The organism is Actinacidiphila oryziradicis (genome assembly GCF_005047355.1).
In the GTDB taxonomy this organism is placed as follows: domain Bacteria; phylum Actinomycetota; class Actinomycetes; order Streptomycetales; family Streptomycetaceae; genus Actinacidiphila; species Actinacidiphila oryziradicis.
Genome location: NZ_SUMC01000024.1, coordinates 1 through 14,049, shown reverse-complemented (window position 1 = coordinate 14,049; position 14,049 = coordinate 1). Strand labels below are relative to the sequence as shown.

The 14,049-nt window shown below is 68.9% G+C and carries 12 protein-coding genes, 1 rRNA gene and 1 riboswitch; of the genes, 1 reads left to right on the top strand and 12 read right to left on the bottom strand.

Annotated features, from left to right (window positions below; genetic code table 11):
- Nucleotides 1–150: 150 nt before the first annotated feature.
- Nucleotides 151–3,045, bottom strand: coding sequence for an aminomethyl-transferring glycine dehydrogenase (gcvP, locus tag FCI23_RS23790; protein WP_136725960.1), 2,895 nt, complete (start codon nt 3,043–3,045; stop codon nt 151–153).
- 144 nt (nt 3,046–3,189) lie between these two features.
- Nucleotides 3,190–3,289, bottom strand: a riboswitch (glycine riboswitch).
- Nucleotides 3,290–3,389: 100 nt separating this feature from the next.
- Between gcvP and FCI23_RS23785 the strand changes: the two genes are divergently transcribed.
- Nucleotides 3,390–3,764: a PRC-barrel domain-containing protein gene (locus FCI23_RS23785; RefSeq protein ID WP_169316910.1), complete on the top strand. Its 375-nt coding sequence runs from the start codon at nt 3,390–3,392 to the stop codon at nt 3,762–3,764.
- 53 nt (nt 3,765–3,817) lie between these two features.
- Here the strand turns inward: FCI23_RS23785 and FCI23_RS23780 are convergent, their stop codons facing one another.
- From FCI23_RS23780 to rrf, 11 genes are all read right to left on the bottom strand, one after another.
- Nucleotides 3,818–5,143 (bottom strand): DNA polymerase IV, encoded by a 1,326-nt coding sequence (locus FCI23_RS23780; protein ID WP_136725958.1) that lies wholly within the window; start codon nt 5,141–5,143, stop codon nt 3,818–3,820.
- Between the two features lie 57 nt (nt 5,144–5,200).
- A complete protein-coding gene (locus FCI23_RS23775; protein WP_136725957.1) occupies nt 5,201–5,821 on the bottom strand; it encodes a MerR family transcriptional regulator in 621 nt (206 codons plus the stop codon).
- Nucleotides 5,822–6,012: 191 nt separating this feature from the next.
- A complete protein-coding gene (locus FCI23_RS23770; protein ID WP_136725956.1) occupies nt 6,013–6,486 on the bottom strand; it encodes a bifunctional nuclease family protein in 474 nt (157 codons plus the stop codon).
- A gap of 58 nt (nt 6,487–6,544) precedes the next feature.
- Nucleotides 6,545–7,279, bottom strand: coding sequence for a transcriptional regulator FtsR (ftsR, locus tag FCI23_RS23765; protein ID WP_136725955.1), 735 nt, complete (start codon nt 7,277–7,279; stop codon nt 6,545–6,547).
- Between the two features lie 43 nt (nt 7,280–7,322).
- Nucleotides 7,323–8,144, bottom strand: coding sequence for an FHA domain-containing protein (locus FCI23_RS23760; RefSeq protein WP_211265464.1), 822 nt, complete (start codon nt 8,142–8,144; stop codon nt 7,323–7,325).
- A gap of 114 nt (nt 8,145–8,258) precedes the next feature.
- Nucleotides 8,259–9,200 carry a DUF881 domain-containing protein gene (locus FCI23_RS23750; RefSeq protein ID WP_136725952.1) on the bottom strand — a complete coding sequence of 314 codons (942 nt, stop codon included), beginning with the start codon at nt 9,198–9,200 and terminating at the stop codon, nt 8,259–8,261.
- Nucleotides 9,201–9,207: 7 nt separating this feature from the next.
- A complete protein-coding gene (locus tag FCI23_RS23745) occupies nt 9,208–9,540 on the bottom strand; it encodes a small basic family protein (protein WP_030364457.1) in 333 nt (110 codons plus the stop codon).
- On the bottom strand, nt 9,540–10,478 hold the full coding sequence (locus tag FCI23_RS23740) for a DUF881 domain-containing protein (RefSeq protein WP_136725951.1): 939 nt from the start codon (nt 10,476–10,478) through the stop codon (nt 9,540–9,542). The genes FCI23_RS23745 and FCI23_RS23740 overlap by 1 nt, the downstream gene beginning before the upstream one ends.
- 82 nt (nt 10,479–10,560) lie before the next feature.
- Nucleotides 10,561–13,056 (bottom strand): mannose-1-phosphate guanyltransferase, encoded by a 2,496-nt coding sequence (locus tag FCI23_RS23735; protein WP_136725950.1) that lies wholly within the window; start codon nt 13,054–13,056, stop codon nt 10,561–10,563.
- Between the two features lie 146 nt (nt 13,057–13,202).
- Nucleotides 13,203–13,811 (bottom strand): CDP-alcohol phosphatidyltransferase family protein, encoded by a 609-nt coding sequence (locus FCI23_RS23730; protein ID WP_136725949.1) that lies wholly within the window; start codon nt 13,809–13,811, stop codon nt 13,203–13,205.
- A gap of 113 nt (nt 13,812–13,924) precedes the next feature.
- A 5S ribosomal RNA gene (rrf, locus tag FCI23_RS23725) occupies nt 13,925–14,041 on the bottom strand.
- Between the last annotated feature and the right edge of the window lie 8 nt (nt 14,042–14,049).

The following is a 14,049-nucleotide window of genomic DNA, read 5'->3' as shown; positions in this document are numbered from 1 at the left end:
TGCTCCGCCGCCGTGCCGGCTGCGGAGCGGCTGAGTCACGAGCCGCCGCCGGCCTTGTGACGTTGACGCTCCCCCAGCCAGCGCCGGGAAGTGCTCCCGGCGCGGCGGGCGCTGATGATCCGACTGGACGGCCTTCCTGTCCAAGGCCTCCTAGGCGTCGTACTCCTCCAGCGGCGGGCACGAGCACACCAGATTGCGATCGCCGAACGCGCCGTCGATACGGCGCACCGGCGGCCAGTACTTCTCCGCGGGCGTCACCCCGGCCGGGAAGACCGCCTCCTCACGCGAGTACGGGTGGTCCCACTCCCCGCCCAGCGCCGCAGCCGTGTGCGGGGCGTTGCGCAACGGGCTGTCCGCCGCAGGCCACTCCCCCGAGCCGACCTTGTCGATCTCGCCCCGGATCGCGATCATCGCCTCGCAGAAGCGGTCCAGCTCCGCCAGGTCCTCACTCTCCGTCGGCTCGATCATCAGCGTCCCGGCCACCGGGAAGGACATGGTCGGCGCGTGGAAGCCGTAGTCGATCAGCCGCTTGGCGACATCGTCCACCGAGACGCCGGTCTCCTTGGCCAGCGGCCGCAGATCGATGATGCACTCGTGGGCGACCAGCCCGGCGGGGCCCGTATAGAGCACCGGGTAGTGCGGTTCGAGCCGCTTGGCGATGTAGTTCGCCCCCAGTACCGCCACCTGCGTCGCGCGCTTGAGGCCCTCGGCCCCCATCAGCCGTACGTACGCCCAGGAGATCGGCAGGATGCCCGCCGAGCCCCACGGAGCGGCCGAGACCGGGCCGACGCCGGTCGCCGGGCCCGCGGTTGGCTGCAGCGGGTGGTTCGGGAGGTACGGGGCGAGGTGCGCGCGGACCGCGACCGGGCCGACGCCGGGGCCGCCGCCACCGTGCGGGATGCAGAAGGTCTTGTGCAGGTTCAGGTGCGAGACATCCGCGCCGAACTTGCCGGGCCCGGCAAGCCCCACCAGAGCGTTGAGGTTGGCACCGTCCACGTACACCTGGCCGCCGGCCTCGTGCACGGCCGCGCAGACGTCGGTGATGTTGTCCTCGAACACACCATGGGTGGAGGGGTAGGTGACCATCAGCACGGCGAGCTCGTCGCGATACTGCTCGATCTTCGCGTGCAGGTCGGCGACATCGACGTCGCCGTCCTCGCTGGTACGCACCACGACGACCTTCATACCGGCCATGACGGCACTGGCGGCGTTGGTGCCGTGCGCGGAGGACGGGATGAGACAGACGGTGCGCTGGGCGTCGCCGGCCGCGCGATGGTAGGCGCGGACCGCGAGCAGACCGGCGAGTTCGCCCTGGGAGCCCGCGTTCGGCTGGATGCTGACCTTGTCGTAGCCGGTGACCTCGGCGAGCTGGTCCTCCAGCTCATGGATCAGCGTGAGGTAGCCGGCCGCCTGCTCGACGGGGGCGAAGGGGTGCAGCGCGCCGAACTCCGGCCAGGTGACCGGCTCCATCTCGGTGGTCGCGTTGAGCTTCATCGTGCAGGAGCCGAGCGGGATCATGCCCCGGTCCAGCGCGTAGTCCCGGTCGGCGAGACGGCGCAGATAGCGGAGCATCGCGGTCTCGGAGCGGTGCTGGTGGAAGACCGGGTGAGTGAGGTAGTCGTCACCGCGCGGCAGCCCCTCGGGCAGGGCGTCGGCGACAGCCGCGTCCAGCGCCTCGATGTCACCGTGCACCCCGAACGCGCCCCACACCGCGGTCAGCTGCTCACGGCCCGTGGTCTCGTCGCATGCGATGCCGACCAGGTCCGCGTCGGTCTGGCGGAGGTTGACCCCGGCCTGCCGGGCGGCCGCCACGGTCTCGGCGGCGCGGCCGGGCACCCGTACCGTCACCGTGTCGAAGAACTCGTCGTGGACGACCTCGACGCCCCCGGCCCGCAGGCCCTCGGCCAGGATCGCCGCGTAGCGGTGGGTGCGGCGGGCGATGCCGGCCAGACCGTCCGGACCGTGGTAGACCGCGTACATCCCGGCCATGACGGCAAGGAGCACCTGCGCGGTGCAGATGTTGCTGGTGGCCTTCTCGCGGCGGATGTGCTGCTCACGGGTCTGCAGCGCCAGCCGGTAGGCCTTGTTGCCGTCGGCGTCGACCGATACGCCGACCAGGCGGCCGGGCAGGCTGCGGGCGTACGCCGAGCGCACCGCCAGGTATCCGGCGTGCGGGCCGCCGAAGCCCATCGGCACGCCGAAACGCTGGGTGGTGCCAACGGCGATGTCCGCGCCGAGCGCTCCGGGTGAGGTGAGCAGGGTCAGCGACAGGAGGTCGGCGGCGACGGTGACGATCGCCCCCAGCTCGTGCGCCCGGTCGATCACCGGCCGGAGGTCCCTTACGGCGCCGGAGGCACCCGGGTACTGCAGCAGCACCCCGAAAATGCCGCGCCCGGCAGCCTCCGCCGGGATGCCGTCGGAGAGATCGGCGACGACCACCTCGACGCCGGTGGGCTCCGCCCGGGTCCGGAGCACCGCGACGGTCTGCGGGAATGTGTCTGCGTCGACCAGGAAGACCCCGTCCTTCACCCTGCCGACCCGGCGGGAGAGCGACATGGCCTCAGCGGCGGCCGTCCCCTCGTCCAGCAGCGAGGCGCCGGAGGTGGGCAGCCCGGTCAGGTCGGCGACGGCGGTCTGGAAGTTGAGCAGCGCTTCCAGCCGGCCCTGGGAGATCTCCGGCTGGTAGGGCGTGTACGCCGTGTACCAGGCGGGGTTCTCCATGACGTTGCGCAGGATCACCGGCGGGGTGAAGGTGCCGTAGTACCCAAGGCCGATCATGGGGTGCAGCACCTGGTTGCGGTCCGCGAGGACGCGCAGTTCGGCGAGGACCTCTGCTTCGGTACGGGCCTCGGGCAGCCGTAGTGCCTCGGTGCTCTTGATGCTGTCCGGCACGGCGGCCGCGGTCAGCTCGTCGAGCGAGCCGTAGCCGACCTGGGCGAGCATCTTGGCCTGCGCCGCGGCATCGGGGCCGATATGGCGGGCGGCGAACGGGATACCGCGCTCCAGTTGGGACAGCGGAGTGCGAGGGTTGCGAGGGGTGGTCATCTGCGGAGGCCTCCTGGTCTGGCACGACACGGCCTCCCCCTCTGTCATCACAACCTGAGAGCTTCACCGCCTCGCGTCCCGCGGGGCGGCTTTCACCGTCGGTGAGGAAAAGGCTCTGCAGCCCTTCCTGCTTTCCAGAGTGACCTAGCCCATGCGGTACCGGGTGCCTGAGAGATTCCGGGGAGGAGTTGCTCCTTCGGCGCCTTGCGACAGCGTCGTCGCAGGACTCTCCCGCATGGGGTTTGCAGCCGTTGCCAGCCTATCAGCGGGTTTCCTTCTGACCAGGTATGACAGAAGCCATTTTTCATGACTAAATGGGATCATTCCGAACAGTTGGAGGCACCGTGCAGACCGACATCGATCCGCGCAGCCTGATCGGCCGCCGGGCCCTCGACCGTAACGGAGTGAAGATCGGCACGGTCGACGAGGTCTATCTGGACGACTCGACCGGCGAACCCGAATGGGCCTCCGTCCGCACCGGGCTGTTCAGCCGGGATGCCTTCGTGCCGCTGGAGCCCAGCGAGCTCGTGCAGGACCAGCTGTGTGTCCCGTTCGACAAGGCTCTCATCAAGGACGCCCCGGACTTCGGTGTGGGACGTCATCTCTCGCCCGAGCAGGAGTTGCAGCTCTACCACCACTACGGCATGGCGGTTCCGCCCGCCGGCAGCCGACCGCAGGACCCGGCCGACCGGGACTTCGGGGAACTGGCGGGCGGCTGAGGCGGTGAGGGAAGGGGGGAGGCGGGAAGATCCGCCGGACCCGGCCCGGAGCCCTACGACACCAAAGGCAGCGGCTCGGCCGGGCTGAGCTCCGGGTCCTCGACCGCGAAAGTCCGTACCCGGCCGGGCACCGATCCCGGTTCCTCGAACCGTACGGTCACCCGGCCGACGCCGCTGCCCTGTACCCATCCCGCGCCGAATTCGCTGTGCCGTACGTCCTGCCCCGGGGTCCACCGCCGGGCCACGACGGGCTCCGGCACAGGCTCGGGAGCCGCCTCACCGGCGGGCAACAGCTGCTCGGCCTTCTCCGCCTCCTGCGCTGTCTGCGCGAAGAGGTCCTCCTGGGTGAAGTCGGCCAGTCCCGCCACCCCCACCCCGAGCAGCCGTACGCCCCCGGTGGTGTCCACCGCCTCGATCAGCCGGGCCGCGGTCTCCCGCACCACCGCCGGATCATCCGTCGGCGCCCGCAGGGTCTCGGACCGGGTGAGCGTGCTGAAGTCGTACCGGCGGACCTTGATCACGACAGTTCGCCCGGACCGCCCCGCGCCCCGCAACCGCTGAACGCAGCGGTCGGCGAGCCTGGCCACCTCGGTTCGAACCCGGGCCCGGTCCGTCAGGTCCACGTCGAAGGTGTCCTCGACCGAGACCGACTTCATTTCCCGGTCGGCCACCACCGGCCGGTCGTCGAGCCCCGCCGCCATGGCGTACAGCGAGGCCCCGTGTGCCTTGCCCAGCAGCCGTACGAGCTCGGACTCGCCGGCATGGGCCACCTCGGCGACCGTGGTGATCCCGGCCCGGCGCAGATGCTCGGCCGTCGCCGGTCCGACGCCCCAGAGGGTGCGGACCGGCAGGGGGTCCAGCAGCGCGCGCTCGGTGCCCGGCTCGACCAGGACAACACCATCCGGCTTGGCCCGCTCCGAGGCGATCTTGGCGAGCAGCTTGGAGGCGGCCAGACCCACCGAGGCGGTCAGTCCGGTGGCCGCCTTGATGTCCGCCCGCAGCCGCTGGGCCACGAGCAGGGGCGGCTCCTCGACTCCCCCCGCGTCGAGATCCACGAACGCCTCGTCCAGGCTCAACGGCTCCACCAGCGGCGACAGCTCGCCGAGCAACCCCATGACGGTGTCGCTGACCTTTCGGTAGAGCCCGAAGCGCGGCACCAGGTACGCCGCGTTGGGGCACAGCCGCCTTGCATGGGCCATGGCCATCGCCGAGTGCACTCCGTGGACCCGCGCCTCGTAGGACGCCGTGGCGACGACCCCGCGCGGACCGAGGCCGCCGACCACCACGGGCTTCCCGCGCAGGCTCGGCTTCGATGCCTGCTCCACGGCCGCGAAGAACGCGTCCATGTCCAGGTGCAGGATCGTCGGAGTGCTTCTCACACTTACCGATGGTGCCGCACGGCACTGACATCCGTCGCACACGCGTACGACATGGATCTACCCCGCGCGATTGCGGCGCCGCGCGAGCTCGTCGGCTGGGTTGTGGCCGACGAGGGTCTCCCCGGTGTCGACCCGCTCGCCGTGCAGCTGGGACAGCGTGCTCTCCACGTCGCGCCAGACCACGCCCACAGCGATCCCGAAGATCCCCTGGCCGCCCTGGAGCAGGTCGACGACCTCGTCCGGCGAGGAGCACTCGTAGACCGTGGCACCATCGCTCATCAGGGTCATCCGGGCCAGCTCGGACGGGGCGCTGGAGCGCAGATGCTGCACGGCGGTACGGATGTTCTGGAGCGACACACCGGTATCGAGCAGCCGCTTGACGATCTTGAGGACGACAACGTCCCGGAAGCTGTAGAGCCGCTGGCTGCCCGAGCCGTATGCGGGCCGCACACTCGGCTCGACCAGGCCGGTGCGGGCCCAGTAGTCGAGCTGTCGGTAGGTGATCCCGGTCGCCGCGCAGGCCGTGGGCCCGCGGTAACCGATCTGTTCGGACCCGGGCTCAGGCCCCGGTCCGGACGACGCGCTGCCCCCGCCCGCTGCCATGCCAGGGTTACGGGCCAACGCCCCGTGCATCGGATACGAGCCGCCTGCGGCCATACCGTCGCCGGTGCTTCTCACGCCGACCCTCCGTCCCTTCGCGTCCCGGAGGCACGCGCACATGCCGTCGGGACTTTCCATCTCGACGGTAGGCAGTCACCCGGGGTGCGTCAACGATCGCCACGCTCGGCACGCCGAGTGATATCAACCGCGAGAGTGGTTTCCCGTGACCACCGAAGGGGAAAGGGTAGTCGAATGCCCTGGGGCAGGCGTCACTGGCTGCTCGTTCCGAAGTCCTCGGGCGAGATCTGGTCCAGGAATTCGCGGAACTTCTCGACCTCGTCCTCCTGCTCGTCCGGGATGGCGATACCCGCGTCGTCCAGCACCCCGTCGCTGCCGTAGATCGGCGTCCCGGTGCGCAGCGCCAGCGCTATGGCGTCAGAGGGGCGGGCGCTGACCTCGACACCGCTGGCGAACACCAGCTCGGCGTAGAAAACCCCCTCACGGAGGTCGGTGATGCGGACCTCGGTCAGTGTCTGTCCGACCGCCTCGAGCACGTCCTTGAACAGGTCGTGCGTCAGCGGCCGGGCTGGAGTCATGCCCTGCTGGGCGAAAGCGATGGCGGTAGCCTCTCCCGGCCCGATCCAAATGGGCAGGTAGCGGTCGCCCCCCACTTCGCGCAGGAGCACGATTGGCTGATTGGAGGGCATTTCCACCCGGACACCCACGACGTCGAGCTCGTTCACACAGCAACCCTAGGACGTGCCCGGCAGGTTTGGGTAGTCGGGGACTTCTCGGCCGGCTTCAGGGCAGCCGTACCCGGAGCGCAGACTGGACCAGCGCGGCGTGCAACCGGACCGAGAGCGCGGCCAGTTCCCGGGCCGTGCTCTCAGCGTGGTTGCGGGTCTGCGGGTTGCGATGCCGCCGCAACGGAGCGACCACTTGTTCGACCAGACCGACCTCGCGGTCCGCGGCGGCCTTGACAGCCCGCAAATGGCGTGGCTCGAGGCCGTACCGCCCCAGGTCGGCGACGATCTTCGCGATATTCACCGTTTCGGCGTCATATCCGCCGTCCGGACCGGGCCCCACCAGCCCGTACGACTCCCACTGCGCGAGTTGGTCCTCAGCCGCACCGGTGGCGGCGATCAGCTCGTCACGGCCGATCCGCGGACAGGACGGCTCCGCCTCCGGCGCCCAGCCGAGCAGGTCACGCGATTCGCCGGGCGACGGTAGCGGGACCTGCTCGCCCCGGTCGAGGGCGTCCAGATGCTCCCGGATCACCTTCAGGGGAAGATAGTGGTCCCGCTGCATCCGCAGGACGGAGGCGAGCCGCTCGACATCCGGGAGACTGAATTTCCGGTACCCGGAGGGGGTCCGCTGCGGTTCCACCAGGCCCTCCGCCTCCAAGAAGCGGATCTTGGAGATGGTGACCTCGGGGAACTCGTCGCGCAGCCGACTGAGCACCGCGCCGATGCTCAGCAGCCGACCGCCCGCGGCAGCGGTGCCGTTTCCGGCACCGCCCGACGGTGTACGAAGCATGGACCTTCCCTGGGGGTCCCCCCGGACGGAGTCCGGGGGAGGGTCAAAAGCCCCGCTGGCTCGGGTAGAAGACCAGCCGGTACTTGCCGATCTGGACCTCGTCGCCGTTGGCGAGCGGCACCGAGTCGATGCGCTCCCGGTTGACGTACGTGCCATTCAGGCTGCCGACATCGGCGACCATGAAGCCGCCGTCCGGGCTCCGCCGGAACTCCACATGCCGCCGCGAGACAGTCACGTCGTCGAGGAAGATGTCGCTCTCCGGATGACGGCCCGCCGTGGTCAGCTCGCCGTCGAGCAGGAAGCGGCTGCCCGAATTGGGACCGCGCCGTACGACCAGCAACGCCGAACCGGGTGGCAGGGCGTCCACCGCCGCCTGGGCCTCCGGGGACAGCGACGGAAGCGCGGTCTGGCCGGTGGCCTCGGCCTCGTAGGCCTCCAGGCCGGAGATCGAGATCGTGGATGTGGTCTCGGACGGCCGCTCGGCAGGGGCCCCGCCCCGCAATGGTGCGCCGCAGTTGGAGCAGAAGCGACTGGCCTCCGCATTTCGGTGCCCGCACCTCGTGCAGACCGGCAAGGACCCTCCACCCGTACGTGAGGCTGATGGTTCACCAAAACCTATGCGTCCCGATGCCGCAGGGTCAACAGAACCCGCCCCATGACCACCCGAAATGTCGCCGCCCGGAGCAGCGGGATCATTACGGAACAGCGGACGCTCCTCGGAGGAAGCCTCCCCCTGCGCGCTTCTCGGCGCCCGGTGACGCGCGGTCGCGCTGTCACCCTCCTGCCGGGCACGCTTGCCGAACAACTTCTCAAACAACTTCACGGGCGATTCCCCTTGAACGAAACAGACCCGCCCGTGGGGCAGGACGAACCCTCAGCCATGACAACAACACAGTTTCCACCACGCACCACCCTGTGGGGACGGCGACCCCCCGCAGTTTCCCTGCCCTCCTTGAGCCGCCTCCACTCGTCGCCGCCATCACCCGGATGACGACCGAGCGTAGTCAGGCTGCTTCGACACCCGCAAGGCATTCACGATGATCTTCTGGGAGCGCACCACATCGGCTGTGGCCTGCTCCTTCTCCAGAGTCTGCACCACGCCACCAGGAATATTCAGCGCGGGCTCCAGATCCGGCGGATTGCCGATCACCTTGAACCGGTAGGGCTGCGACACCCCGTGGCCGTCGACCTGCACACCGCTGGAAGCCTGGGTGAAGTACGTACCCGCCACAACGCGTACATCGTTGATCTGGATCGCCTCCGCACCGGCCGCCCGGAGCTCCTGCAGCGTGTCCAACAGCATATCGGCCTGGACGCTGCCCTTCGGGTCGGTGACCGTCAGCGTGATACCGGGGCCCTGGGCCGCCACTGTGCCCGCCAGCACGCCGAGTTGCTGGGCCTTCTGCTCGGTTTGTTTACGGGCCTCCGCGGCGTGGTTCGAGCTGTTCTCCAGTTCGGTCCGCTGGGCCTCCAGCCGCCGTTTCTCGTCCTGCAGCCGCTGCGTGCGGTTGTCCAGCTCGTCCAGGATGCGCACCAGGTCCTCCTGGCGCGCGCCACGCAGCACGCTGTTGTCGTTGGTGGACCGCACCTGGATGGCCAGGCCCAGGCCCAGCCCGAACAGCAGCAACGCGACAATCAGCTGCGCCCGTGACACCCGTGGCGGCCACAGACCGGCCCTCAGGCGCTGTCTGCCGTCGGCCGGGGCCCCCGACCGCTCCCGCGCGCCCGCGGGCTCTTCCAGGGCCGTGGGCGGTTCCGCCGGCGGCATCGGGCCAGGCAGCCCGGCGGCCGGCGGCCCCGTCTCCGGGACGCCCTCCGCGCTGCTCTCCGGGATCTTGTCCGGGATCTTGTCCGGGATCTCGTCCGGGATCTCGTCCGGGCTTCGGCCCGGAGGCTTCTCCGGCCTCTCGTCCTCGCTCATGCCGCTGTCACGCCCGGAACACGTGGCGGCGGATCGCGGCCGCGTTGGAGAAGATGCGGATGCCGAGGACGACCACGACACCTGTGGACAGCTGTGCGCCGACGCCGAGCTTGTCGCCCAGGAACACGATCAGCGCGGCCACCACCACATTGGACAGGAAGGAGACCACGAAAACCTTGTCGTCGAAAATGCCGTCCAGCATCGCCCGCAGACCGCCGAAAACGGCGTCGAGCGCGGCGACCACGGCAATGGGGAGGTAGGGCTCGACCACCGTCGGCACCACGGGACGGACCACAAGGCCCACCACTACTCCCACGACGAGGCCCAGTACGGCGATCACTACGCACCCTTCCCTGTTTTGGTAGCGTCCGACGTACCGGCCCCGGGGGCCGGCTTGGCGGAACGTACGGTCAAGCTCGGGGCGGCGGGCAGCCGGAGCGTGTCCTCGGCGGTGATGCTCACGCGGATCCCGTAGTTCTGCTCCAGGACGTGCAGATACTGCCCGTCCGCACTGTCCTGGAACGCAGTACTGAGCCGCTGCCCGTCCCCGATCGCCAGCACCGTGTACGGCGGCACCAGCGGCCTGTTGTCGACCAGTATGGCGTCACCGGCGGCACGGATGGCCGACAGCACCGTCAGCCGCTGCCCGTTGACCGAGACCGCCTCGGCGCCCGACGCCCACACGCCATTGACAACCCGCTGCATGTCGCGGTCGCGGACCCGCCCGGTGTCGGAAAAATCACTGCTCGTACGGGGGTTGCTGCCGCCGCCCGACGAGGCCTCCTTGGCGTCGTTGACCACCAGCTTCATACCCGGTCCGGCCACCGCGGTGGCGGCGGCGAGGAGAGAAACCAGCGCGGTGCTGTCACCACCGTGGTCCTTCAGCGCCTTGCTCTGCTTTGCTGCCACGTCGTCCCGCAGGCCGTTCACGCTTTTCTGCAGGCCGTCGGCGGACTTGGTCTCGGACTGGACGCGGTCGATCAGCTTCTGGCGTTCCTTGGCCAGCGTGGGCGCCGCGACCCGTGCCTGGGCGGCACCCAGGGTGACGACGACGGCCGCCAGCACCAGGCCCACAGCGAGGACAAGTTTCCCGCGCAGCGTTCCGGGGAGCCGCGAGGTGCCCGTCTCACCCCGGCGGGCCGCCGCCTCCGCGTAGCCGTCGTCGAGGCTGTGCTCCATGACATTGGTCAGCAGCGACATCGAGGCATCGGGGCGCCGTGGCACGGCCTTCCGGCTGGGGCTGCTCCGATCGGGTTGCTGCTGCGGCATGCCGCACATCGTCGCACGTCGGGGGGCCGCGCTCGAACGGCCCCCTGCCGGCGCGCCGTTCGGGCGCACCGGCAGGGGGCTCACCGCTCGCTCAGCGGCCTGCGCTCTCCACAATCGCCGACCATTCGTCCAGCAACGCCTGGGCGGAGGCGTCATCAGGCCCCTCGGCCCACAGATGGGTGACCGCCTCGGCCGGGTCCGGCAGCACCATCACCCAACGCCCGTCGGCCTCGACCACTCGCACACCGTCCGTGGTGTCGACGGAACGATCGCCCGCCTCCTCGACCACCCGCCGCATCACCATGCCCTTGACCGCCCACGGGGTCGCCAGATCGCGCTTGAGGACGTGCGCCCGCGGGATCCGGGCGTCGATCTGGCTCAGCGTCAGCTGTGTACGGGCCACCAGGCCGATCAACCGGACGAAGGCCGCGGTGCCGTCGAAGACGCTGCTGAACTCCGGGATGATGAACGCACCCCTGCCGTCCCCGCCGAAGATCGTCGACTCGGCCCGGCCGACCCGGGTGAGGTCGTCCGGCGATGTCGTCGTCCACTCCACCTGCGTGCCGTGATAGGCCGCCACCTGCTCGGCGATACGAGTCGTGGTCACCGGCAGCGCCACCCGCCCGCTGCGGCGCTCGGCCGCCACCAGGTCGAGCAGCACCAACAGCGCCCGGTCGTCCTCAATGATCTTCCCGCGCTCGTCGACCAGCGACAGCCGCTCGCCGACCGGGTCGAACCGCACCCCGAAAGCCGCTCTGGACGAGGCGACGATCTCACCCAGCCGGACCAGCCCGGCCCGCCGGCTCTCGGCGGTCTCGGTGGGCCGCGACTCGTCCAGGCCCGGATTGATGGTGAGCGAGTCCACCTTGAGCCGGCCCAGAAGGCTGGGCAGAACGAGCCCCGCGCTGCCGTTGGCGGCGTCCACGACAACTTTCAGACCGGAATCGGCGATACCCGAGGTGTCCACCGCGCGCAGCAGCGCTCCGGTGTAGGAGTCGAAGACGGTCGCCGGGAAGTACAGGTCGCCGATTTCGCCGGGGAACGCCCGGCGGTACTCCTGGCGGGCGTAGACCCGGTCGAGCTTGCGCTGGCCGGCCGCAGAAAGGTCGGCACCGCTCTCGTCGAAGAACATGATGTCGAGCGAGTCCGGCGTTCCGGGCGTGGTGCGGATCATGATCCCGCCGGCGCTGCCGCGCGCTGTCTGCTGCCGGGCCACCGGCATGGGGACGTTCTCCAGGTCCCGTACGTCGATGGCGCTGGTCTGCAGCGCCGAGATGACTGCCCGCTTCAAAGCCCGCGCGCCACGGGAGTGGTCACGGGCGGTAGTGACCGTGGCGCCCTTCTTCAGCGTCGTCGCATAGGCACCCGCGAGACGGACGGCCAGCTCCGGAGTGATCTCCACATTCAGGATTCCCGAGACACCCCGGGCACCGAACAAGTGCGCCTGGCCGCGCGACTCCCAGATAACCGAGGTGTTGACGATCGCACCGGCCTCGATCGTCTTGAACGGATAAACACGAACATTCCCCGCGATGCTCGATTCCTCGCCGATCAGGCATTCGTCACCGATCACCGCGCCCTCGTCGATCCGTGCAGCGCGCATGATGTCGGTGTTCTTCCCGATCACACAACCACGGAGATTGGTCCCCGGCCCGACGAACACATTGTCATGGATCACCGCCTTGTGGAGGAAGGCGCCCGACTTCACAACGACATTGGATCCGACAACGGTGTGTTCGCGGATCTCCGCACCGGCCTCGATCTTGGCGTAGTCCCCGATATAGAGCGGACCGCGCAGTATGGCGTCGGGGTGGACCTCCGCGCCCTCGGCGACCCAGACGCCTGGCGAGATCTCAAAGCCGTCGATCTCGACGTCGACCTTGCCCTCCAGGACGTCGGCCTGGGCCTTGAGGTAGCTCTCATGAGTGCCGACATCCTCCCAGTAGCCCTCGGCGATATAGCCGTAGACCGGCTTGCCCTCCTTCATGAGTTGCGGGAAGACATCCCCGGACCAGTCGACCGACGTATCGGCCTCGACATAGTCGAAGACTTCCGGCTCCATGACGTAGATGCCGGTGTTGACCGTGTCGGAGAAAACCTGCCCCCAGGTGGGCTTCTCAAGGAAGCGCTCCACCCGGCCCTCCTCGTCCACGATGGTGATGCCGAACTCCAGAGGATTCGGTACCCGGGTCAGGCAGACGGTGACCAGTGCGCCCTTCTCCCGGTGGAAGTTGATCAGCTCGGTGAGATCGAAGTCGGTGAGCGCGTCACCGGAGATCACCAGGAACGAGTCGTCCTTGAGTGCCTCCTCCGCGTTCTTGACACTCCCGGCGGTCCCGAGTGGCTTCTCCTCGTTCGCGTAGGTGAGATCCATGCCGAGCTCTTCGCCGTCACCGAAGTAGTTCTTGACGATCGAGGCGAGGAACTGCACGGTCACCACGGTCTCGGTGAGACCGTGCCGCTTGAGCAGCGTCAACACGTGCTGCATGATCGGCTGGTTCACCACCGGCAGCAGAGGCTTGGGCATGCTCGAGGTCATTGGGCGAAGGCGGGTGCCTTCACCGCCGGCCATCACGACGGCCTTCATGTCGGAAGCGTCCTCCTTGAGAGACGGGCATTCTCACCGACGTCGCCCGGCCCCGGTGGGCCGCGATGGGCCAAGATGGGCCGCTGGTGTTGCGCTCGGCGGCCCTGCGGCTCGTGCGAGGAGCACGAGGAGAGGGGCACACAGGCTCAATCGGCTGTGGCGTCCGCCCGGACGAGCCGGCGGACCTGGACCACATACAGGATCCCTGCCCACCAGTAGAGCGTTGTACCCCATCCGGTGAAGGCCCATCCGAAAATAGCAGCGAACGTGCCAAGCCACCCGTTGCCGTCACTCAGGAGGAGGAGCGGGAAGGCGTACATAAGGTTGAAAGTCGCCGCCTTGCCCATAAAGTTTACCTGCGGCGGCCCGTAGCCATGCTTCCGAAGGACCAGGATCATTACTCCGAGCATCACCTCGCGGGCCAGCAGCAGCGCTGTGAGCCACCAGGGGAGAATCTCCCTCCAGGTCAGGCCGACCAGAGTGGACAGGATGTACAGACGGTCCGCCGCCGGGTCCAGGATCCGGCCCAGCCTGCTGATCTGGTTCCACCGCCGGGCCAGCTTGCCGTCCAGGTAGTCGCTGATACCGCTCCACGCGAGCACCAGCAGCGCCCAGCCATCGGCCTTCGGACCGCCGAACTCGGGCCACAGGATCAGCCACAGGAACACCGGTACGCCGACGAGGCGTGCCATGCTCAGGATGTTGGGGACCGTGAGGATTCGGTCCGTCTGCACCCGTGTCTCCTGGACCTCCACCGTGGCCCTCCTGTACGTGTATGTATGTGCCGACGATGCCCCCTGACCCTACAGCAGGCATTAAAAAGGCCCTGCCCCGGATCATGGATCCGAGGCAGGGCCTCATAATGATTGTTCGGCGGCGTCCTACTCTCCCACAGGGTCCCCCCTGCAGTACCATCGGCGCTGAAAGGCTTAGCTTCCGGGTTCGGAATGTAACCGGGCGTTTCCCTAACGCAATAACCACCGAAACACTATG